Raw genomic sequence first — 20,952 nt, 5'->3', positions numbered from 1 at the left:
CGTCCGCCGCTGAGTTGTCCGTGGATCCACGCACGAATGATCAGCTGTCCTATGACCTGCTCCTCGACCTCATCCGCACCGGCACCCTCGCCGACCCGACCGCCGTGTTCGGCACCCGGCAGGCCGGAGTGCGGCTCGTCCAGCAGATCACGGTCGACGGTTCGCCGGCGCCCGTCGCGGTCACCGAAGACGGCCTCACCGCCCTCCCCGCGGCGGTCGCGGAGCGACGAATCTGCGAGACCGGGACCATCCCCGTGACGGTCGACGCGTGCGGGAACCCGCTCGACGTCGGGCGGGAATCACGCCTGTTCACCCCGAAACAACGCATCGCACTCGCCATCCGCGACGGCGGATGCCGATGGACCGGATGCGACAGACCCGCGTCCTACTGCGAAGCCCACCACATCGACGAATGGGCCCGCGACGACGGCCACACCAACATCGACCGCGGCATACTCCTCTGCCGGTTCCACCACATGCAACTCCACCACGGCCAATGGCAGATCACCCGCGATAGGAAACACGACTTCGTCCTGCACCACCCCGACGGACAACGATCCCTGCTACACCCGCGGCTCCCCCTCCGCTACGCCTGGGGCGACATCGACCCACCACCCAAACGATTCCACCCCGCCGCCTGAACCCACCCCAAGAAGGGCGAGGTCAGGCGGGACCCGCGTGTCCGCAGCGCGGCGCGCGTCAGTCCGGGCCCGCCGTCGCCGCCGCCGCCGCCGAAGCCCGCGAACTCAGACCCCAGAGACGGCGTCGGGCGTATCGACCGCCCCGCCGAAACGACGATCGCGGGAGAGATAGACCCCGATCGCCCGCCACAACTCTTCGCGGGAGAAGTCCGGCCACAGCGTGTCCAGGAACACCATCTCCGCATACGCCGACTGCCAGAGCAGGAAGTTCGACGTGCGCTGCTCCCCCGAGCTGCGCAGGAACAGATCCACATCCGGCATGTCCGGGATGTACAGGTGACGACGGATCGCCTTCTCCGTGATCGCACTCGGGCGCATCCGCCCGGCCTTCACGTCCTCGGCGATCGATCGCATCGCGTCGACGAGCTCGATGCGCCCGCCGTAGTTGATGCACATCGTGAGCGTGAGCGTGTCGTTGCCACGCGTCAGCTCCGATGCGTACTCCAGCTCCTTGATGACGGAACCCCACAGGCGCGGCCTGCGCCCCGCCCAGCGGATCCGCACACCCCACTCGTTGAGCTGGTCGCGACGACGGTGCAGCACGTCGCGGTTGTACCCCATGAGGAACCTGACCTCCTCCGGAGAGCGCGCCCAGTTCTCCGTGGAGAACGCGTACACGCTGAGGTGCTTGACACCGGCCTGGATCGCACCGGCTACGACGTCGAGCAGCACCTCCTCCCCCGCCTTGTGCCCCTCGATGCGGTTGAGACCGCGACGATTCGCCCAGCGGCCGTTGCCGTCCATGACGATCGCGACGTGGTTCGGCGCGGCGGGGAACGCCGGCGGCTGCACGCCGGTCCAGTCCAGCGGACGGTACGGGACGGCGTCCTTGTGCGTGTACGGCTTGGGGCTCAACGGGTTCCCTCCACGAGCGAGAGCGAGCGGATGCCCCGCTCGAGATGCCACTGGGCATAGGCGGCGATGACACCGGAAGCGGCCGCGGTATCGCGATCGGACGCGGAATCGACGCGCTCCCAGTCCCCCGCGATCAGGGCGCGGAGCACCTCGATCGCCGTCGCGGGAATACGCGGGCTGCCCACGGGCGCGCACTCGTCGCAGACGATGCCGCCCATCTGGGCGACGAACACCGAGTGCGGACCGGGCTTCGCACAGCGGGCGCAATCGTCGAACGACGGCGCCCAGCCCGAAAGCGCCATGACCCGCAGCAGATACGAATCCAGGATGCTGCGAGCGACATGCTCGCCGCGCGCGAGCGCGCGCAGCCCGCCCACGAGCAGCAGATACTGCTCGGGCGTCGCCTCGGAGTCGTTCAGCCGGTCGGCCGTCTCCACCATCGCGTTGGCGGCCGTGTAGCGGTCATAGTGCAGCGCGATCTCGGCACCGTACGAACCCAGCGACTCGGCCTGCTGCACGATGTCGAGCGAACGCCCCTGATACAGCTGCACGTCCGCCACCATGAACGGCTCGAGCCGCGAACCGAACTTCGACGAGGTGCGGCGCACACCCTTCGCCACGGCCCTGACCTTGCCGTGCGCGCGCGAGAGCATCGTGACGATCCGGTCGGCCTCACCGAGCTTGTGGGTGCGCAGGATCACCGCTTCGTCTCGGTAGGTGGGCATTCCTCGATCATCCCACTCCCGGGGACAATAGAGCTGTGACCGAACCGACCTTCACCATCCCGCTGTGGGCCGATCTGCTGGGCGTAGGCCTGGGCGGCGTGCAGGGGGCCATGTTCGCGAGCGGCTTCCGGGGCGAACGCCGCCTCGACCTGCTCGGCGTCGCCATCATCGGCATCATGATCGGCATGGGCGGCGGCCTCATCCGCGACATCCTCCTCGGCCAGCCGCCCGCCTCGCTGCACAGCAACTGGTACCTGCTCACCGCCGGCGGGGCTGCACTCGTGGGCATGCTGCTCGCAGGCCTCTTCCAGCGTCTGAACGCCGTGGTCGTCGGGCTCGACGCCGTCGTGATCGGCATGTTCGGCGCGTTCGGCACGAGCAAGGCGATCGCGCTCGGCCTGCCAGAGGTGCCCGCGGTGTTCATCGGCGTCTGCGCGGCCGCCGGCGGAGGCGTGCTCCGCGACATGCTCATGGGCCTGCCGGTGTCGATCATGCACGTCGGATCCCTGTACGCGGTCGCCGCCGGCGCCGGCTGCGCATTCATCGTGATCGCGCACGGACTCGGCATGGGCATCGTGCCGGCCGCGATCATCGGCATCGTCCTGACCGCGATCATCCGCGTGCTCGCGGTGGCGTTCGACCTGTCCCTGCCGGAGCAGCGAGCGCTCTACCGCCGCCGCGTCGCCGCGGAGACCGGGATGATCCCGATCATCCGCCCCTGAGACACGTCTGCATCCCTGAAACACGTCTGCGCCCCAAGTCCGGCAGGTTCTGCCGGACCCGAGGCGCAGGCGCAGTCACGCGGACGGTTGCGCCGCGGACGGATCCTCCGCACACGGGGTGACGATGCGGAGAAGCTGGGGAGAGCTCAGGCGGCGACGAGGTCCGCGTCGGCGGCGGCCCTGGCCCGGATGGAGCGGTTCACGCAGGAGACGATGGCCTTGAGCGACGCGGTGGAGATGTCGCCGTCGATCCCGACGCCCCACAGCCGCTGGTCGCCGACCTGCAGCTCGACGTACGCCGCGGCCTGGGCGTCTCCGCCGGTCGAGAGCGTGTGCTCGACGTAGTCGTACAGCGAGATCTCGAAGCCCCGCTCGCGCAGCACCTCGATGAACGCTGCGACCGGGCCGTTTCCACGCCCCTCGGCCTCGACGCGCTCCTCGTCGTCGCGCAGCACGACGTCGAGCGTGACATCTCCGGACATGTCGCTGTTCGTGCGCGTGCCGAGCAGCTCGAACCGACCCCACTTGGCGTCGTCGGCCGAGGCGGGCAGGTACTCGTCGTTGAAGATCGCCCAGATCTGCTCGCTGGTGACCTCGCCGCCCTCCGCATCGGTCTTGCCCTGCACGACCCCGGAGAACTCGATCTGGAGCTTCCGCGGCAGGTCGAGGGCGTGGTCCGTCTTCAGCAGGTACGCGACGCCGCCCTTGCCGGACTGCGAGTTGACGCGGATCACGGCCTCGTAGGAGCGACCCAGATCCTTGGGGTCGACCGGCAGGTAGGGCACGCCCCACTCGATGTCGTCGACGGTGACGCCCTGCTCCTCGGCCCGCGCGGCCATCGCCTCGAAGCCCTTCTTGATCGCATCCTGATGCGATCCGCTGAACGCCGTGAACACCAGATCGCCGGCCCACGGGCTGCGCTCCGGCACGGGCAGCTGGTTGCAGTACTCGGCCGTGCGCTTGACCTGGTCGATGTCGCTGAAGTCGATCTCGGGGTCGATGCCCTGCGTGAACATGTTGATGCCCAGCGCGACGAGGTCGACGTTGCCGGTGCGCTCTCCATTGCCGAACAGGCATCCCTCGATGCGGTCGGCGCCGGCCATGTAGCCCAGCTCCGCCGCCGCGATCGCGGTGCCCCGGTCGTTATGCGGGTGCAGCGACAGGATCACGTTCTCGCGGTGGTTCAGGTGACGGCTCATCCACTCGATCGAGTCGGCGTAGACGTTGGGAGTGGCCATCTCGACGGTCGCCGGCAGGTTGATGATCACCTTGCGGCCGGGACTCGGCTGCAGGATCTCCAGCACCTCGTTGCAGACCTCGACGGCGTACTCGAGCTCGGTGCCGGTGTAGCTCTCGGGCGAGTACTCGTAGTAGACCTCGGTGTCCGGGATCCGCTTCTCGAACTCGCGGCACAGCCGCGCGCCTTCGAGCGCGATCTGCTTGACGCCCTCGCGGTCGGAGCGGAACACGACCTCGCGCTGCAGCACGCTGGTGGAGTTGTAGAAGTGCACGATGGCCTGCTTGGCGCCCGCGATGGCCTCGTAGGTGCGCTCGATGAGGTGCTCGCGGCACTGCGTCAGGACCTGGATCGTGACGTCATCGGGGATCAGATCCTCTTCGATGAGCTGACGCACGAAGTCGAAGTCGGTCTGGCTCGCCGACGGGAAGCCGACCTCGATCTCCTTGTAGCCCATGCCGACGAGCAGCTCGAACATGACCCGCTTGCGCTCGGGCGACATCGGGTCGATGAGGGCCTGGTTGCCGTCGCGCAGGTCGACCGCGCACCAGCGCGGCGCCTTCGTGATGCGGGCGGAGGGCCAGGTGCGATCGGGCAGGTCGACACGGATCTGCTCGTGGAACGGCCGGTACTTGTGGACCGGCATCGCGGAGGGGCGCTGGTTGTTCATCATGAGGGGTTGCTCTTCTCGTCGCTTCAAGTGTGGGGCGGGCCAACACGAACACCGCGACGAGTGGGGCCCTCAGAAACGGGACTCGTCGCGGCAGCTAAGAAGAAGCAGACCGCCTGCGCGCATGCGGCCATGCTAGCACGGCGTCATCCGGACCTCGGGGCTGTGACGGACCTGCGAGAATCGATGCACGCGGATCCGCACGTCTACGAGCGGATCCGAGACGGCCGACTTTCGAGGAGCAGCTCGTGCAGTACATCTCCACCCGCGGTGGCGGGGAGCCGAAGACCTACAGCGAGGCCCTCCTGGAGGGACTGGCCGTCGACGGCGGCCTGCTCGTCCCCGAGCAGCTGCCGACGGTCGACGCCGCGACCCTCGAGTCCTGGCGCGCACTCGACTATGCGCAGCTGGCGACCGAGGTGCTCGGCCTGTTCGCCACCGACATCCCGCGCGAGGATCTCGCGGCGCTCTGTGCGGCCGCCTACTCCCCCGCCGTCTTCGCGATGCCCGTTCCCCTCACCCCGATCGGTGACGGGATCACGCTCGTCGGCCTCTCCGAGGGCCCCACGCTGGCGTTCAAGGACATGGCGATGCAGTTCCTCGGCCAGGCGCTCGAGTACGCGCTCGAGCGCACCGGCGGCGTGCTGAACATCGTCGGCGCCACCTCGGGCGACACCGGGTCGGCGGCCGAGCACGCGCTGCGCGGCAAGGACCGCATCAGCGTCTTCATGCTCTCGCCGCAGGGTCGGATGAGCCCGTTCCAGCGCGCGCAGATGTATTCGCTGCAGGACGCGAACGTGCACAACATCGCCGTCGACGGCGTCTTCGACGACTGCCAGAACCTGGTCAAGGACCTCGCCGGCGACCTCGACTTCAAGAACGCGCAGCACCTCGGAGCGGTCAACTCGATCAACCTCGCCCGCATCACGGCGCAGGTCGTGTACTACTTCTGGGCCTGGCTGCGCGCGACCGACGACCTCGGCGCGGCGGAGCGAGAGGGCTTCGAGGTGTCGTTCGCGGTGCCGTCCGGGAACTTCGGCAACATCCTCTCCGGCTTCTTCGCCCGGGGCATGGGCCTGCCGATCCGCCGGCTCGTGCTCGCCGCGAACGAGAACAACGTGCTGGACGACTTCTTCCGCACCGGCGTCTACCGCCCCCGCAGCGCCGCGCAGACGCTCGCCACGTCGAGCCCGTCGATGGACATCTCCAAGGCGTCCAACCTGGAGCGCTTCATCTACGACCTCGTGGGCCGCGACCCGCAGCGCGTCGTCGGGGCATGGGACGACCTCTCCCGCACCGGCGCCTTCGACTTCACCGCGGATCTGCCGCGCTTCGCCGAAGAGTTCGGCATCGTGAGCGGAACCAGCACGCACGCAGACCGGCTCGCCACCATCCGCGCCGTGCACGAGGCGAGCGGCACGATCATCGACCCGCACACGGCCGACGGCGTGAAGGTCGCGCGCTCGTTCGTGGAGGACGGCGTGCCGATGCTCGTGCTCGAGACGGCCAAGCCGGAGAAGTTCGGCGAGACGATCACCGAGGCGCTCGGCATCGAGCTGCCGCTGTCGGATGAGCTGCAGACGCTGCTCGCCGCCCCGCAGCGCGTCACCGAGATCCCGAACGACGAGGCCACGCTGCGCACGATCATCGAGACGAGCGCCCTGCACTGATCGACGCCTCGGCCCGCGGAGCACCAGGACGCCACGCACTGCGCGGAGGAGCTCGGCGCGAGGGCTGCGGCGGATAGTCTGGCTGGCATGACGGCTCGACTGCGCGCCCGGCTGCTCGCCCTGCTCGGCGCTCTCGCCCTCGTGCTGGCCCCGCTGCTCGCAGCCCCCGCCGCGCACGCCGACACGAACGACTTCTCCTACGCGTCCTGGGATGCGCAGTATCAGCTCAGCCGCGACGCCGATGGCCGCGCGATGCTGGCGGTGACCGAGACGCTCGTCGCGGATTTCCCCGAGTTCGACCAGAATCACGGCATCGTCCGCGGACTGCCGACCTGGTACGAGGGCGCGCCGCTGGGCCTGCACGTGGTCTCGATCACGGACGGCGCAGGCACGGCGCTGCCTTACGACGACAGCGAGACCGACGACGGCGAGCGTCAGCTGAGGATCGGCGATCCGGATGCCTACGCGCATGGACGCACCACCTACGTGATCCGGTACACGATGCGAGACGTCGTTCACCGCCCCACCGACCGCGCGATCGACGAGTGGTACTGGAATCTGCTCCCGTTGAATTCCACGCAGCCGATCGCCCGCTTCTCCGCCGAGCTCTCCTTCGCCCAGGACGTGGACGCCGCCATGATCGGCGCCCCCTCCTGCTACAGCGGTCCCGCCGGCTCCACCACCTCGTGCACGCTCTCCCCTGTCCCCGGGAACGGCGGGTACGCCGTGACGCAGGAGAACATCCCCGCCGGATCCGGCGTCACCGTCGCCTTCCCGATGAAGGAAGGCACCTTCGCACAGTCCCCGGCACGGCAACCGGATCCAATGACGGATGTCGCGCCGTACCCCGTCGCAGGCCTCGCCGCGCTGCTCGCGATCGGCGGCCCGATCCTCGGCATCGGGCTGCTGCGCCGGAGCGGACGCCGCAGCGGCCGGGGCATCGTGGTCGCCCAGTACGACGTGCCCGACACGCTTCCGCCCGTCCTCGCCGCCGAGATCGAGGGGCGAAAGCCCGTCGCGGCCTCCGCGGAGATGGTGCACCTCGCCGTCCACAAGGCGATCCGCATCTCGGACGGCGAGAGCAAGCCGGTGCTCGAACTGCTCGACCCTTCCTTCGCCCCCGATGCGCTCGACGGGGAGGCGCTGCATGCGCTGTTCCCGGGAGATCCGGTCGGCACGACCCTGCATCTCGAGGTGCCGAACGACACCCTGGTCGCCCGGCTCAAGGCGCTCTCCGGATCCGCGCACGTCGCAGCGTTCGAGCGCGGTCTGCTCACGCGGCAGCGCTCCGTGCTCGCGGTGGCCCTGAGCGTCATCGCCCTCGCCGCGGGCCTCGGCGCGGTCGCGCTCGCGGTCCCCGGCATGGCGGTGGGCCGACCCGCCGCCATCGCGACCTTCGTGGTCGGGATCGTCGCGTCGGCGGTCGCGCTCGTCGCCCTCCTCGTCTCACTGCCGCGCCGTGCGGTGCTCACACCGCAGGGCGCCGAGACGCGCGAGTACCTGCTCGGGGTGCGCGAATACATCCGGCTGGCCGAGGCCGATCGGATCCGCATGCTGCAGTCCTACCGCGGCGCGGAACGCCGCTCGGACGGCACGGCGGACATCATCGTGCTGTACGAGCGGCTGCTGCCCTACGCGATGCTGTTCGGCATGGAGCGCGAGTGGGGTCAGGTGCTCGCCGTGCAGTACGAGCACGACGGCATCACGCCCGGCTGGTACTACGGCTACACGGGCGCGAGCTTCGCGGGATCGCTCAGCGGCATGAACAGCTCGCTCAGTCCGACGCCCACGCCGAGCACGTCATCCAGTTCCAGCGGCTCCTTCGGCGGCGGGTTCTCCGGCGGCGGCGGAGGCGGCGGGTCTTCCGGTGGGTGGTGAGCCCGGAGTCGCGACGCCGGGCCGCTCGTCAGGGGATCAGCGCGACTTTGCCACCGGGGTGGCCCTCGGCGAGGAAGCGAGTGGCCTCGACAGCCTCGGAGAGCGGATAGGTGCGGGCGAGGGGCACCACGAGACGTCCCTCGTCGGCGAGGCGGACGAGCTCGCCGCGGATGCCATCCCGGAATGCGGTACTGGCGGGTTGCGTCCCTGCGATGGCCCCGAAGCCGTGCTCAGCGGCACGACCGGGCGCCGCGATCGTCACGATCCGTGCGCGATCCTCGACCAGGGCGAGGGACACGTCGACCGCCTCGTCCGTGCCGATCGCGTCGAGCGCCGCAGCAACAGGGATGCCCGTACCGCGCACCCGGTCCAGGAGACCGTCGCCGTACGCGATCGGGATCCCGCCGAACCCGCGCACGCGCTCGGCACCGGCCGCGCTCGCCGTCCCGATCACTCGGACGCCGCGCAGGGCGGCCAGTTGCAGCACCATGACGCCGACCGCACCCGAGGCGCCGTGCAGCAGGATCGTCTCCCCCGCGGCGGCGTGCACACGATCGAGCATCTCCGCCGCTGTGGTTCCGGCGAGCAGCAGGTTCGCCGCTTCGGCGTGCGACAGCGGCCCTGGTTTGCGGAACGCCTTCTCTGCGGGAATGGTCAGCGCGGTCGCATAGCCGCCCCGTACGCGGAAAGCGACGACCTCGTCGCCGACCTGAACCTCGCCGGAGCCGATCCGGGTGCCGGGTCCGATCGCGAGGATCTCGCCGGAGATCTCGTAGCCGATCGGCACCGGCAGCGCGACACCGGGCCTCGGCGCGGCGACGTGCTTGCGGTCGGCCGGATTCATCCCGGCGGCGCGCACACGGATCGTGACCTCGCCCTGCTGCGGATCCGGCGCGGTCGTGTCGGCCAGCCGCCACCGCTGTGGACCGCCCCATTCCGGGGCGATCCACTGCTGCGCGGCGACGCCCACGTCAGAACCCCAGCCGGCCGAGCTGCTTCGGGTCGCGCTGCCACTCCTTGGCGACCTTCACGTGCAGGCCGAGGAACACCCGGGTGCCGAGCAGCTCCTCGATCCCCGCACGGGCGGTCGCGCCGACCTCGCGGAGCCTGGCGCCCTTGCGTCCGATGATGATCGCCTTCTGGCTGTCCCGCTCCACGACGATCGAGGCGTGCACGTCGGTCAGGTCGGAGTCCTCGCGGGGCGAGATGTCGTCCACGACGACCGCGATCGAGTGCGGCAGCTCGTCGCGGACGCCCTCGAGCGCCGCCTCGCGGATCATCTCGGCGATGCGGTCCTCGGTGGACTCGTCGGTGACGATGTCGTCCTCGTACAGCGATGGCCCCTCCGGCATGAGGGAGAGCACCTCGTCCGCGAGCACGTCCAGCTGCACCCGCGTGAGCGCGGAGAGCGGGATCACCGCCGCCCAGTCCTCGCGCAGGGAGTCGACCTCCATGAGCCGCTCGGTGATCTCGTCGCGCTCTGCGATGTCGACCTTGGTCACGATCGCGATCTTCTTCGCCCGAGGGTACCCGTCCAGCGATGCGGCGATGCGCTTGTCGCCCGGGCCGACCTTCTCGGTCGCCGGCACGCAGAAGCCGATCACGTCGACGTCGCCGAGCACCTGCCCGACGAGATCGTTCAGGCGCTCGCCCAGCAGGGTGCGCGGACGGTGGATCCCCGGGGTGTCCACGATCACGAGCTGCCCGTCGGGGCGGTTCACGATGCCGCGGATGGCGCGCCGCGTGGTCTGCGGCTTCTCGCTGGTGATCGCGATCTTCTCGCCGACCAGCGCGTTCGTGAGTGTGGACTTGCCGACGTTCGGCCGACCGACGAAAGTCACGAACCCGCTGCGGTGCGGGGTCGGGGTCTCGGTGTCGCGCTCATCGCTCATCGTGGTTCTCCTTGTTCTGATCCCCCGCGAGCGGCTCCTCGGCCCGCTCGACGAAGACGTATTCGATGCCGCGCCCGCGGCCCCGCGAGGCGCCGCCGGTGAGGAGCAGCCCGCGCACGACGGCCGTCGCACCGGGAGTCGGGATGCGGCCGAGTTCCTTGCCCAGGAGCCCGCCGATGGAGTCGACGTCGTCGTCCTCGAGCTCGACGCCGAACAGCTCGCCCACATCCTCGAGGCTGAGCCGCCCGCTCACCCGGTAGTGCCCCGGCTCGAGCTCGACGACTTCGGCGCCGGGCCGGTCGTACTCGTCGGAGATCTCGCCGACGAGCTCCTCGATGAGGTCCTCCATCGTGACGAGGCCGGCGATCCCGCCGTGCTCGTCGATCACGATGCACACGTGCACGGCCTCGCGCTTCATCTGCTGCAGGAGGGTCTCCGCGCGCATGGACTCCGGCACGAACACCGCGGGGCGGGCGAGGCGGCGCGCCGATGCGGCCCGCCAGCTGCGGTCGTCGCGGTAGGCGAACTGCACCAGATCCTTGAGGTAGAGCACTCCGACGACGTCGTCGTCGGCCTCGTCATCGACGACCGGAATGCGCGAGACGCCCCGGTCGAGGAAGAGGTCCATCGCCTGGGACGTGGTCGCTGTGGCGTCGACCGTGACCATGTCGGTGCGCGGCACCATGACGGCGCGCACGAACTGGTCGGTGAAGTCGAAGACCGAGTGGATCAGCTCGCGATCGTCCGCCTCGATGAGATCGTGCGAGGCCGCCTCGTCCACCATGCTGAGCAGCTGCGTCTCGGTCGCGAACGTGCTCCGCCCCGCCCCCGGCGTGACCCGGCTGCCGAAGACGGCGAGCCCCTGCGCGATCGGCCCGAGGATGACGCGTACCGCGCGGATCGTGGGGGCGCACGCGCGCAGCATCGCGTCCGCATGCTGACGGCCGAAGGAACGAGGGCTCGCCCCGACGAGCACGAAGGTGATGCCTGTCATGATCACCGCGGCGGCGAGCATCGCCCACCAGATCTGATCGTCGAAGAGCAGGACAAGGGCGACGGTGACGAGCACCGCCGCCGCCGTCTCCACGAACACGCGCATGAAGGCGACCGCGTTCGCGTGCGGTTCCGGATCCGCCGCGATCCTGGCGAGGGCCGGCGCGTTGCGCCCCTCCGATCCCATCTCCTCGAGGTCAGCCCGAGAGGTCACCGAGAGGGCCGCATCGATCGCGGCCATGAGCCCGCCGAAGGCGACGAGGAGGATCGCGCCGGCGAGCAGCAGGAATGGAGTCATCGACCGTGGGAGCGCTCGTCCGCGGCGAAGCCGGCGATGAGTTCGCGCTGCAGACCGAACATCTCCTTCTCGTCCTCGGGCTCTGCGTGGTCGAAGCCGAGCAGGTGCAGCAGTCCGTGCGTCGTGAGCAGGATCAGCTCGTCCATGAGCGTGTGCTTGGCAGCGGCGGCCTGGGTCTCCGCGACCTGGGGGCACAGCACGATGTCGCCGAGCAGCCCCGGCGGGGTGGGACGGTCGATCGTGCCCGGACGGAGCTCGTCCATCGGGAAGCTCAGCACGTCGGTGGGACCCGGCTCGTCCATCCACTGCACGTGCAGCGCCTCCATGGCGCCCTCGTCGACGAGGACGATGGCGACGTCCGCATCGGCGCTGACGTTCAGCTGGCCGAGGTTGCGCTCGGTGAGGCGCAGAAGCACCGTCTCGTCGATCGCGATCGCCGACTCGTTGTTGATCTCGATCATTTCAGGCCTCGTTTCGGCATGCGGTCTCGTGGTCCGGGGCGCTGCTGCCCCGCGCGGCGCTCGGCGCGGTTGGCGAACTCCGCCGCCTGCTCGCGCTCGGTGCGGGACGCGGTGCGCTGCTCGTCGTATTCGGTGTACGCATCCACGATGCGGCCGACCAGCGAGTGGCGCACGACATCGTCGCTCGTGAGCCGGGAGAAGTGGATGTCGTCGATGTCCTTCAGGACCCAGGTCACGACGCGCAGGCCCGAGGCGCCCTGCGGGAGATCGACCTGGGTGATGTCGCCCGTGACGACCATGCGCGTGCCGAATCCGAGCCGGGTGAGGAACATCTTCATCTGCTCCGGCGTGGTGTTCTGCGCCTCGTCGAGCACGACGAACGAGTCGTTCAGCGTGCGGCCGCGCATGTACGCGAGGGGGGCGACCTCGATCGTGCCGCTCGCCATCAGGCGAGGCACGATCTCCGGATCCATCATCTCGTTCAGGGCGTCGTAGAGCGGGCGCAGATACGGGTCGATCTTGTCGGTGAGCGTCCCCGGCAGGAATCCGAGCCGCTCCCCCGCCTCGACGGCCGGGCGGGTCAGGATGATCCGCTCGACCTCCTTGCGCTGCAGGGCCTGCACGGCCTTCGCCATCGCGAGATACGTCTTGCCGGTGCCCGCAGGGCCGATGCCGAACACGATCGTGTTCTCGTCGATCGCGTCGACGTACTCCTTCTGGCCCAGCGTCTTCGGCCTGATCACCCGTCCGCGCGTGGAGAGGATCGCCTCGCCGAGGACCTCGCTCGGGCGCACGCCCTCGCGCTCCAGCATGCGCGCGGACTGGGCGACGTCGCTGGGGGCGAGCGCGTGCCCGGAGCGCGTCAGCTCGATGAGCTCGTCCACCAGCTTCTGCGCCGAGCGCACGGCGGCCGGCTCCCCTGTCAGGGTGACCTCGTTGCCGCGCACCATCACGTCGACCGCGGGATGCTCCTTCTCGAGCATGCGCAGCAGCCGGTCCTGCGGGCCGAGCAGCTGCACCATCGCGACCCCGTCCACCTCGATGCGGGCCGAGGTCATCGGCTCCGCCATGTCGTCAGAAGCCAACGAGCTTGTTCTCCTCGAGATTGCCGAGCACGTGAGCGTGCACGTGGAAGACGGACTGCGCGACGCTCGCGCCGTTGTTGAAGATCAGGCGGTACTCGCCGTTCGCATGCTCGTCCGCGATCTCCTTGGCCGCGGCGACCATCTTCGCCATGAGACCAGGGTCGCCGGCGGCGAGCTCTGTGACATCGCGGAACTGCTCGGACTTGGGGATCACGAGCACATGAAGCGGCGCCTGCGGGTTGATGTCGCGGATCGCGAAGACGTCGTCGGTCTCGAGCAGGATCTCGCCGGGGATGTCCCCGTTCAGGATGCGCGTGAAGATCGAGGGTTCGCTCATGCGGCCCAGTCTATCGGCGCGGTGCTGCGCGACGGCGGACTACCAGCGCCCGCGCGCCACGTTCAGGACCGCGATCGCGGCAGGGCCTGCGGTCGACGTGCGCAGCACGGTGTCGCCCAGCAGCACGCGCTCGGCGCCGGCGGCGACGAGCCGATCGATCTCCTCCGGTGCGATCCCGCCCTCCGGCCCCACGACGAGCACGAGGTCGCGCTCGTCCTGGACCAGGGCGGACAGCGCCGCGGGGGCTGTGGGATCCAGGATCAGCACGCGCTGCGCGGCCGCGCGGCGCACCAGATCCGCGGTCGTCTCGACGTCGGCGACCTCTGGGATCCAGGACCGGTGCGCCTGCTTGGCGGCCTCGCGCACGATCGTCGACCAGCGCTCCCGGCCCTTCGCCGCCTTGGCGCCCTCCCATCGGGAGACGCTGCGCGCCGCCTGCCAGGGCACGATCTCGTCGACGCCGAGCTCGCACGCCGCCTGCACCGCGAGCTCGTCGCGGTCGCCCTTCGCGAGCGCCTGCACGAGCAGGATCCGAGGGTCGGGACGGGGATCCTGCCGTCTCGAGAAGATGCGCACTTCGACGAGACCCGGTGCCGCCGAGGCGACCTCGCCCTCGAGCCAGGTGCCGGCCCCGTCACCGAGCGTGATCGGCTCGCCGATCCGCACCCGGCGCACGACGGCCGCGTGCTTGGCCTCGGCGCCGGTGAGTGCCACGACGGATCCGGCCGTCGCCGCGGTCGCGTCGGGCGTCACGAAGTGCAGGGCCATCGCGGATCAGCCCCGGAAGCGGTCGCGCAGCTTGGAGAACAGCCCCTGGTGGAACTCGGCCAGCTTCGGCGCCGGCGCCTTGGTGCGCTTGGCGAAGTCCTCGATGAGCTGGCGCTCCTTGTTGTCGAGCTTCGTCGGGGTGAGCACCTGCACGCCCACGCGCAGATCGCCGCGCTGGCTTCCGCGCAGCGGCGTGACGCCCCGGCCCTTGATCGTCAGCACGTCGCCCGACTGCAGGCCCTGGCGGATCTCGAGATCCACGGATCCGTCCAGGGACTCGATCGTGGTCGTGGCGCCGAGGATCGCATCGCTCATCGCGACCTCGAGGGTTGCGAGCAAGTCGTCGCCGTCGCGGCTGAACCGGGCGTGCGGGGCGACGGTGACCTCGACGTACAGGTCGCCGTTCGGGCCGCCGGCGCGGCCGACCTCACCGGATCCGGGCAGCTGCAGGCGCAGGCCGGTCTCGACGCCGGCCGGGATGTCGAGCCCCACCGTGCGACGCGAGCGCACTCTGCCCTGGCCGTTGCAGGTCTGGCACGGGAACGGGATCGTCGTGCCGAAGCCCTCGCAGGAGCCGCACGGCGCGGTCGTGATGACGTTGCCGAGCAGACTGCGCACCTGCTGCTGGACGTGACCCGAACCTCCGCAGATGTCGCAGGTGACGGGTGAGGTGCCCTCCTGGCAGCAGGATCCCTGGCACGTCTCGCAGAGCACGGCCGTGTCCACCTCGATGTCCCGGTGCACGCCGAAGACGACGTCGCCGAGTTCGAGCGTGACGCGGACGAGGGCGTCCTGACCGCGCTCCCGGCGCGAACGAGGACGCGCGGCGCGCGCCCCTCCGCCGCCGAAGAAGGTCTCGAAGATGTCGCCGAAGCCGCCGAACCCTCCGAAGCCGCCGTTGCCGTTCTGGTCGCCGCCCATGTCGTAGCGGCGTCGCGAGTCGGCGTCGCTCAGCACGTCGTAGGCGTGCGTGACGAGCTTGAACCGCTCCGCCGCATCCTCACTGGGGTTCACATCGGGGTGCAGCTGACGTGCGAGCCGCCGATAGGCCTTCTTGATCTCGTCCTCGCTCGCATCGCGCGAGACGCCGAGGACCTCGTAGTGATCCGTCACCATCGCCTTTCCGGGCCGCCAGGCGGCGGCGCGTGTGTTCTGCGGCCGCTCAGCGGCCGGACTCGTCCTCTTCGAGCAGCCTCGACAGGTAGCGGGCCACGGCCCGCGCCGCCGCGAGGTTGCTCGGGTAGTCCATCCGGGTCGGCCCCATCACGCCCACGCGTGCGGTGCCGCCGTGCGTCACGTAGTCGCTCGCCACGATCGATGCCTCGCCGAGGCCGAACGCGGCGTTCTCCGTGCCGATGCTCGCGGCGAGACCGTGCTCGTCGACGCGCATCTCGCTCATCAGCCGCAGCAGCGTCACCTGCTCCTCGATCGCCTCGAGGAGAGGGTGGATGCTGCCGCGGAAGTCGTGCTCGCGCCGGGCGAGGGTCGCCGCCCCCGCCATCACCAGGCGCTCCTGGCGGAACTCCGCGAGCTCCTCAGCGACGGCACGCAGCACAGCGGCACGAGCGGCGTCGATCCGAGGGCCGTACGAGGTCTCCGCCGCCGCCTCCACGCGCTCCGCGCCGCGGCGCACCGAGCGGCCGGTCAGCAGCTCGGTGATGACCGCGCGGAGCAGCCCCAGCTCGGCGTCGTCCAGCTCGACCGGCAGCGGCACGATCCGCTGCGAGACGCCGCCTGCATCGGTGACGAGCACGATCAGCAGCCGGTTCGGGGCGAGGGCCACGAGCTCGACGTGCGTGATGTGGGCTCGGGCGAACGACGGGTACTGCGCGAGCGCGACCTGCCCCGTGAGCCGCGTGAGCACGCGCACGGTGCGCACCATGAGGTCATCGAGGTCGGCGGGATCCGCGAGGAAAGCCGTGATCGCGCTGCGCTGGGCCGCCGTGAGCGGCCGCACCTGCGCGAGATGATCGACGAACACGCGATAGCCCTTGTCGGTCGGCACCCGCCCCGAGGAGGTGTGCGGCGCCGCGATGAGGTCCTCGTCCTCGAGCTGGGCCATGTCGTTGCGGATCGTCGCGGCGGACACGCCGAACGCGTGCCGCTCCACGATCGACTTGCTGCCGACCGGCTCATTCGTCTCGACGTAGTCCTCGACGATGGCGCGGAGCACCTGGAGTCCGCGTTCTGAGACCATCGCTCCTCCTCACCGTTGGCACTCGTGCATCCTGAGTGCCAATCCTATCCTGCCGGGCCCTTCGACAGGCTCAGGGACCGGGGATGTCGAGGATGCGGCACTCCCTAGGATGTGGCCATGGACCAGGACCTCGTGCGCACAAGGATCTCCTCCGGCGAGCTGATCGGCCGACGCAGAGACGGCATCGACCGGTATCTCGGCGTGCCGTATGCCGCCCCGCCCTTCGGCGAGGGCCGCCTCCGGTCGCCGCGGCCCGTCGAGCAGTGGTCCGCGCCGCGCGACGCCGCCGCGTTCGGGCCGACGGCTCCGCAGCTGCCCTACGCGGGGGCGACCGCGGAGATCCTCGGCAGCCTCCGTATCGACGGAGACGACATCCTCACGGCCAACGTGTGGACGCCGGCGGGCGCGGACGCCGCTCCGGTGGTGCTGTGGATCCACGGCGGCGCCCTCGAGCGTGGCACGGCGGCGCTGTCGATGTACGAGGGCACGGAGTTCGCGCGGGACGGCCTCGTCTTCGTCAGTGTCAACTACCGGCTGGGGTCCGAGGGCTTCTCCGTGCTCGCGGACGCGCCGCGCAATCTGGGACTCCAGGATGTCGCGGCGGCCCTGCGCTGGGTGCGCGACGAGATCGCGGCGTTCGGCGGCGACCCCGGCCGGATCACGCTCATGGGCGAGTCCGCAGGAGGAGCGCTCGTCGCCGCGCTCCTCTCCCGACCCGACACCAGGGCGCTGGTGCGCGGCGGGATCGTGCAGTCCGGCCCGCTCGAGGCGCAGACTCCAGAGCGCGGCGGGCGCGTGACCCGCCAGCTCGCGAAGCGGCTGGGCGTCCCGGCGACGCGCGAGGCGTTCGCGGCGCTCGCCCCGGACGCCCTGCTCGAGGCGCGACGCGCCCAGGCCGCCGGATCCTCCCCGCTCGGCGGTGCGCCGGGCTTCCAGCTCGTGCGGGATCCCGAGTCGCTGCCGCAGTCGCCGCACGAGGCGCTCGTCGACGTCGATGTGCCGCTGCTGATCGGCACCAACACGGACGAGTACCGGCTCTGGTTCCCGCCGGAGGCCGTGAGGGGGATCCGGCCGTCGAAGCTGCTGCTCGCGCGCCTCGCCCTGCGCATCCCCGCCGCGGCGGCCAGGGCGGTGCGCGCCGATCATCCCGGCGCGAGCACCGGGGAGGTGTTCGGCCAGCTCGCCACGGACCTGCTGCTGCGCGCGCCCGCCACCCGGGCCGCGCGCGCCCGCACCGCCCCCACGTTCCTGTACGAGTTCTGCTGGCCCAGCCCCGTGCGCGATCTGCGCGCGGCGCACGCCCTCGAGCTGCCGTTCGTCTTCGACCGCCTCCACGATCCGGAGAGCGCGAAGATCGCGGGCTCCGCGCCGCCGCAGGCCCTGGCCACGGCGATGCACGACGCCTGGGTGCGCTTCATCCGCGACGGCGATCCCGGTTGGCCGACGTTCGGCGCGCAGCGCACGGCGGCGCTGTTCGACGGCGCGGGTGCAGATCCCGTGGTAGGACCGCAGAGGCGGACGGCCGTGGTGGACCTGCTCCGGGCGGAGAAGGGCTGATCGCGGACGGTGCGCTCAGTCAGTCAGAGCGCGCACCACGGCGTCGGCGAGCAGCCGTCCGCGGAGCGTCAGGACGAGGGTGCCGCGCAGGGCGGCGCCGGCGTCGACCAGGCCGTCCGCGATGAGGCCCGCGACCCTGGTGCGGGCGTCGGACGCGATCGCGTCGAGCGGCATCCCCTCCGACATCCGGGAGCGCAGCAGGATCCGCTCCAGCTGGGTGGCCTCGGCATCGGGGCGCTCCGTGGCCGCGGCCGGAGACTCCCCCGCCGCGAGCCGCTGCGCGTAGGCGGCCGGGTGCTTCACGTTCCACCACCGCAGGCCGGCGACGTGACTGTGGGCTCCTGGGCCGAAGCCCCACCAGTCCGTGCCGCGCCAGTACGCCATGTTGTGGCGGGAGCGCTGATCCCCGCCACCGTGATCCGCCGGGCGGCGGGCCCAGTTGCTCACCTCGTACCAGTCGAAGCCGGCCTCGCCCAGCAGGCCGTCGGCGAGCTCGTACATGTCCGCCTGCAGATCGTCATCGGGGGCGGGCACCTCGCCGCGACGGATCTGGCGGGCGAGCTTGGTGCCGTCCTCGATGATCAGCGCGTAGGCCGAGATGTGATCCGGTTCCAGGCCGATCGCAGTCGTCAGTGAGGAGCGCCAATCCTCCAGCGACTCCCCCGGCACGCCGTAGATGAGATCCACGCTGACCGCCAGCCCGGCGGCACGAGCCGCCTCGACGGCGGTGCGCACGTTCTCCGGCCGGTGCGTGCGGTCGAGTGCCGCCAGCACGTGCGGCACGGCCGACTGCATGCCGATCGACATGCGGGTCACGCCGGCCGCTGCGAGCTCCTGGGCGACCGCGGGCGTCACCGTGTCGGGATTGGCCTCGACGGTCACCTCGGCGCCGTCGGCGATGCCGAACGCCCCGATCACCGCGCCGAGCATGCGACCGAGATCGCCCGCCGGCAGCAGCGTCGGCGTGCCGCCGCCGAAGAACACCGTGCTCAGCGGGCGCAGCGGACCGCGCTCGGCGAGCACGTCGCGCGCCAGGGCGATCTCCTGGATCAGCGTGTCGGCGTACGTGTCCTGACGCGCCCCGCGCAGTTCGGACGCGGTGTACGTGTTGAAGTCGCAGTAGCCGCAGCGCACACGGCAGAACGGCACATGCAGATAGGCGGAGAACGGGCCATCCGGGTCGATCCGCAGATCGGCGGGCAGACGGCCGTCTGCGGGAGCCGGATCCCCGAGCGGCAGGGGGCCGGCCATCAGGAGGAGACCATCAGACGGGCGTCGCGTACAGCGGGGAGATCGCGCGCAGATACCGTGCGAACAGCTCGCGCCGGCGGCGCTTCACCAGGTACGGGAAGCTGCGATACAGGAAGCTGTTCGGGCGGTCGAAGGCGCGCACGGTGAACCACACCTCGTCGGCGTCGTTCCACTCGATGTCGAACGACTCCTCGCCGCTCACGACGGATCCGGCGACCGTACCCAGCACGAAGCCGATCCGGTGCGTCTGCTCGGTCACCGAGATCACCCGCAGTTCGGCGTCCGCGCGCATGCCCGAGACCCGTCCATGCAGCTTGAGGGTCATCCCCGGCCCCGCCCAGGGCGTGCCGTCCTCGTCGTAGCGCGGCTCGACCTCGGTATGGCTCGGGGCGATCGGAGCGCCCTCGGCGTCGAAGCTGACCCCGGCGTATCCGGGGGTCGAGGCCGGGCGCACGTCGGTGAGCTGAAGCCCTGCCGCACGCTGCGCCGTCCAGGAGAGCAGCGCGTCGCCGGCGGTGCGGAACCGCTCCTCGCCGCTGCCGAGCCGCCAGGACTCCTCCGCGGGGACGCTGCGCTCCGGCGGATACTGCATCAGGTCGGGCGCGTGGGTCGCCCCCACGGCGGCATAGTCCACCGTTCCTTCTCGGAATGTCCCGCGACGCATGACAACCAGACTACTGGCCGAGCCCGAAGGACTCATCCAGGTTCTCCTAAGGCTGGGATGCTGCTCGCGCGGGCGCGCGCGAGTCGGGCGCCGGGTCCTCGGCGATCGGATCCGCCGCCGGAGGGCGATCATCGCCGAGTCGCAGCACCGAGGCCGCCGCCCCGAGCACGAGCCCGATCACGCCGGCCACGGAGAGCGGCTCCCCCAGCACGATCAGCGCCGCGACGGCCGTGGCCGCGGGGATCACGCTGAACAGGATCGACGCCGCGTCGGCGCCGACGGCGCGCACGAGAGCCGAGTACAGGACGGTGCCGCCCAGGCCGATCGCGACGATCCCGCCGAGGAGCGCCCAGGATGCGAAGCCGGAAGGAGGACGCGCGGGCTCCGTCAGCGCGAGCGCGCCTGCGACGGGCGTGGAGACCACGACGCCGATCAGGGTGAACATCGCGGGGTGGACCTCGCGCAGCGACCGCCCCTGCCAGAGCGCCCCCAGTGAGACCGCCACGAGCGATCCGCCCACAGCCAGGATCACCGGCCCGATCCGCGGATCTGCGAGCACGATCGGCAGGCACGCGACGATCACCGCCGCCGCTCCCAGCGCGGTCGACAGCAGAGCACGGCGCGAGGCGCGCCGACGCAGGATCAGCCGGGACAGCAGCGCGGTGACGACCGGGTTCATCGCGATCACGAGAGCCGTGAACCCCGCGCCGACGCCGTGCCCGAGCGCCCAGTAGGTGCCGACGAACTGCCCCGCCTGCGACAGCAGCCCCGCGCCGGCCGCGACCGCAAGGAGACGACCCCGCGGGATGGGCGTGCGGAGCAGCGCGCACACCGCGAGCAGCACGAGCACGGAGAGCCCGAAGCGCAGCAGGAGCAGCAGGAAAGGGCTCATCGTGCGCAGGGCGAGCGAGGTCAGCGCGTAGTTCACCGCGTAGAGCGTCACCATGGTGCACGCGGAGGCGGCGATGGTCGTTCTGGTCATGTCGCCAGA

The 20,952-nt window shown here is 70.7% G+C and carries 20 protein-coding genes; 5 read left to right on the top strand and 15 right to left on the bottom strand.

Annotation, left to right across the window (positions count from 1 at the left end; genetic code table 11):
* Nucleotides 1-641 (top strand): HNH endonuclease signature motif containing protein (locus CQ044_RS17270; RefSeq protein ID WP_146116822.1); only part of this gene is annotated, 641 nt, incomplete at its 5' end.
* Nucleotides 642-746: 105 nt separating this feature from the next.
* Here the strand turns inward: CQ044_RS17270 and CQ044_RS17265 are convergent.
* A complete protein-coding gene (locus tag CQ044_RS17265) occupies nucleotides 747-1,556 on the bottom strand; it encodes an isoprenyl transferase (protein WP_105689613.1) in 810 nt (269 codons plus the stop codon).
* The gene (recO, locus tag CQ044_RS17260) at nucleotides 1,553-2,281 is read right to left on the bottom strand and encodes a DNA repair protein RecO (protein ID WP_105689612.1); all 729 of its coding nucleotides are present in this window, start codon (nucleotides 2,279-2,281) and stop codon (nucleotides 1,553-1,555) included. The genes CQ044_RS17265 and recO overlap by 4 nt, the downstream gene beginning before the upstream one ends.
* A gap of 35 nt (nucleotides 2,282-2,316) precedes the next feature.
* Here recO and CQ044_RS17255 point away from each other — a divergent pair, with 35 nt between their 5' ends.
* Nucleotides 2,317-3,003: a trimeric intracellular cation channel family protein gene (locus CQ044_RS17255; protein WP_105689611.1), complete on the top strand. Its 687-nt coding sequence runs from the start codon at nucleotides 2,317-2,319 to the stop codon at nucleotides 3,001-3,003.
* A 146-nt stretch (nucleotides 3,004-3,149) separates the two neighbouring features.
* Here the strand turns inward: CQ044_RS17255 and leuA are convergent, their stop codons facing one another.
* Nucleotides 3,150-4,913, bottom strand: a complete 1,764-nt coding sequence (gene leuA / locus CQ044_RS17250) for a 2-isopropylmalate synthase (protein ID WP_105689610.1) — start codon at nucleotides 4,911-4,913, stop codon at nucleotides 3,150-3,152.
* A gap of 245 nt (nucleotides 4,914-5,158) precedes the next feature.
* On the opposite strand from leuA, the gene thrC reads away from it, so the two are divergent.
* Both thrC and CQ044_RS17240 read left to right on the top strand, forming a co-directional pair.
* On the top strand, nucleotides 5,159-6,580 hold the full coding sequence (thrC, locus tag CQ044_RS17245) for a threonine synthase (protein ID WP_105689609.1): 1,422 nt from the start codon (nucleotides 5,159-5,161) through the stop codon (nucleotides 6,578-6,580).
* A gap of 87 nt (nucleotides 6,581-6,667) precedes the next feature.
* Nucleotides 6,668-8,458: a DUF2207 family protein gene (locus CQ044_RS17240; RefSeq protein WP_105689608.1), complete on the top strand. Its 1,791-nt coding sequence runs from the start codon at nucleotides 6,668-6,670 to the stop codon at nucleotides 8,456-8,458.
* 28 nt (nucleotides 8,459-8,486) lie between these two features.
* On the opposite strand, the gene CQ044_RS17235 is transcribed toward CQ044_RS17240, so the two are convergent.
* The 9 genes from CQ044_RS17235 to hrcA are packed head-to-tail and all read right to left on the bottom strand — an operon-like array spanning nucleotide 8,487 to nucleotide 16,489.
* On the bottom strand, nucleotides 8,487-9,428 hold the full coding sequence (locus tag CQ044_RS17235; protein ID WP_105689607.1) for an NADP-dependent oxidoreductase: 942 nt from the start codon (nucleotides 9,426-9,428) through the stop codon (nucleotides 8,487-8,489).
* Between the two features lies 1 nt (nucleotide 9,429).
* Nucleotides 9,430-10,350: a GTPase Era gene (era, locus tag CQ044_RS17230; RefSeq protein WP_105689606.1), complete on the bottom strand. Its 921-nt coding sequence runs from the start codon at nucleotides 10,348-10,350 to the stop codon at nucleotides 9,430-9,432.
* Nucleotides 10,340-11,641, bottom strand: a complete 1,302-nt coding sequence (locus tag CQ044_RS17225; protein ID WP_105689605.1) for a hemolysin family protein — start codon at nucleotides 11,639-11,641, stop codon at nucleotides 10,340-10,342. The genes era and CQ044_RS17225 overlap by 11 nt, the downstream gene beginning before the upstream one ends.
* The gene (gene ybeY, locus CQ044_RS17220; RefSeq protein WP_045270489.1) at nucleotides 11,638-12,102 is read right to left on the bottom strand and encodes an rRNA maturation RNase YbeY; all 465 of its coding nucleotides are present in this window, start codon (nucleotides 12,100-12,102) and stop codon (nucleotides 11,638-11,640) included. The genes CQ044_RS17225 and ybeY overlap by 4 nt, the downstream gene beginning before the upstream one ends.
* Nucleotides 12,099-13,172, bottom strand: a complete 1,074-nt coding sequence (locus CQ044_RS17215; protein WP_105689604.1) for a PhoH family protein — start codon at nucleotides 13,170-13,172, stop codon at nucleotides 12,099-12,101. Before CQ044_RS17215 ends, ybeY begins: the two co-directional genes overlap by 4 nt.
* Before the next feature lie 4 nt (nucleotides 13,173-13,176).
* A complete protein-coding gene (locus CQ044_RS17210) occupies nucleotides 13,177-13,524 on the bottom strand; it encodes an HIT domain-containing protein (protein WP_045270491.1) in 348 nt (115 codons plus the stop codon).
* Between the two features lie 39 nt (nucleotides 13,525-13,563).
* Entirely contained in the window at nucleotides 13,564-14,292 is a 729-nt protein-coding gene (locus CQ044_RS17205; protein WP_105689603.1) for a 16S rRNA (uracil(1498)-N(3))-methyltransferase, read from the bottom strand.
* A gap of 6 nt (nucleotides 14,293-14,298) precedes the next feature.
* Complete coding sequence (gene dnaJ, locus CQ044_RS17200; protein ID WP_105689617.1) at nucleotides 14,299-15,405, bottom strand: molecular chaperone DnaJ; 1,107 nt, start codon at nucleotides 15,403-15,405, stop codon at nucleotides 14,299-14,301.
* A gap of 49 nt (nucleotides 15,406-15,454) precedes the next feature.
* The gene (gene hrcA / locus CQ044_RS17195; RefSeq protein ID WP_045270493.1) at nucleotides 15,455-16,489 is read right to left on the bottom strand and encodes a heat-inducible transcriptional repressor HrcA; all 1,035 of its coding nucleotides are present in this window, start codon (nucleotides 16,487-16,489) and stop codon (nucleotides 15,455-15,457) included.
* A 117-nt stretch (nucleotides 16,490-16,606) separates the two neighbouring features.
* On the opposite strand from hrcA, the gene CQ044_RS17190 reads away from it, so the two are divergent.
* A complete protein-coding gene (locus tag CQ044_RS17190; RefSeq protein WP_105689602.1) occupies nucleotides 16,607-18,046 on the top strand; it encodes a carboxylesterase/lipase family protein in 1,440 nt (479 codons plus the stop codon).
* A gap of 15 nt (nucleotides 18,047-18,061) precedes the next feature.
* On the opposite strand, the gene hemW is transcribed toward CQ044_RS17190, so the two are convergent.
* The 3 genes from hemW to CQ044_RS17175 are packed head-to-tail and all read right to left on the bottom strand — an operon-like array spanning nucleotide 18,062 to nucleotide 20,943.
* Nucleotides 18,062-19,297, bottom strand: coding sequence for a radical SAM family heme chaperone HemW (hemW, locus tag CQ044_RS17185; RefSeq protein WP_105689601.1), 1,236 nt, complete (start codon nucleotides 19,295-19,297; stop codon nucleotides 18,062-18,064).
* 13 nt (nucleotides 19,298-19,310) lie between these two features.
* Nucleotides 19,311-19,961: a DUF1990 family protein gene (locus CQ044_RS17180; protein ID WP_045270496.1), complete on the bottom strand. Its 651-nt coding sequence runs from the start codon at nucleotides 19,959-19,961 to the stop codon at nucleotides 19,311-19,313.
* 46 nt (nucleotides 19,962-20,007) lie between these two features.
* The gene (locus CQ044_RS17175) at nucleotides 20,008-20,943 is read right to left on the bottom strand and encodes a DMT family transporter (RefSeq protein ID WP_105689600.1); all 936 of its coding nucleotides are present in this window, start codon (nucleotides 20,941-20,943) and stop codon (nucleotides 20,008-20,010) included.
* Between the last annotated feature and the right edge of the window lie 9 nt (nucleotides 20,944-20,952).

The organism is Microbacterium sp. MYb64 (assembly GCF_002979495.1).
GTDB lineage: Bacteria > Actinomycetota > Actinomycetes > Actinomycetales > Microbacteriaceae > Microbacterium > Microbacterium azadirachtae_A.
This window is presented reverse-complemented; position numbering and strand designations above follow the sequence as displayed.

Bases quoted from the DNA above. Each gene is read 5' to 3' on its own strand.
- recO (WP_105689612.1), bottom strand. From the start codon at position 2,281: ATGCCCACCTACCGAGACGAAGCGGTGATCCTGCGCACCCACAAGCTC.
- leuA (WP_105689610.1), bottom strand. From the start codon at position 4,913: ATGATGAACAACCAGCGCCCCTCCGCGATGCCGGTCCACAAGTACCGG.
- CQ044_RS17240 (WP_105689608.1), top strand. From the start codon at position 6,668: ATGACGGCTCGACTGCGCGCCCGGCTGCTCGCCCTGCTCGGCGCTCTC.
- era (WP_105689606.1), bottom strand. From the start codon at position 10,350: ATGAGCGATGAGCGCGACACCGAGACCCCGACCCCGCACCGCAGCGGG.
- CQ044_RS17225 (WP_105689605.1), bottom strand. From the start codon at position 11,641: ATGACTCCATTCCTGCTGCTCGCCGGCGCGATCCTCCTCGTCGCCTTC.
- ybeY (WP_045270489.1), bottom strand. From the start codon at position 12,102: ATGATCGAGATCAACAACGAGTCGGCGATCGCGATCGACGAGACGGTG.
- CQ044_RS17215 (WP_105689604.1), bottom strand. From the start codon at position 13,172: ATGGCGGAGCCGATGACCTCGGCCCGCATCGAGGTGGACGGGGTCGCG.
- CQ044_RS17210 (WP_045270491.1), bottom strand. From the start codon at position 13,524: ATGAGCGAACCCTCGATCTTCACGCGCATCCTGAACGGGGACATCCCC.
- CQ044_RS17205 (WP_105689603.1), bottom strand. From the start codon at position 14,292: ATGGCCCTGCACTTCGTGACGCCCGACGCGACCGCGGCGACGGCCGGA.
- hrcA (WP_045270493.1), bottom strand. From the start codon at position 16,489: ATGGTCTCAGAACGCGGACTCCAGGTGCTCCGCGCCATCGTCGAGGAC.
- CQ044_RS17190 (WP_105689602.1), top strand. From the start codon at position 16,607: ATGGACCAGGACCTCGTGCGCACAAGGATCTCCTCCGGCGAGCTGATC.
- hemW (WP_105689601.1), bottom strand. From the start codon at position 19,297: ATGGCCGGCCCCCTGCCGCTCGGGGATCCGGCTCCCGCAGACGGCCGT.
- CQ044_RS17180 (WP_045270496.1), bottom strand. From the start codon at position 19,961: ATGCGTCGCGGGACATTCCGAGAAGGAACGGTGGACTATGCCGCCGTG.
- CQ044_RS17175 (WP_105689600.1), bottom strand. From the start codon at position 20,943: ATGACCAGAACGACCATCGCCGCCTCCGCGTGCACCATGGTGACGCTC.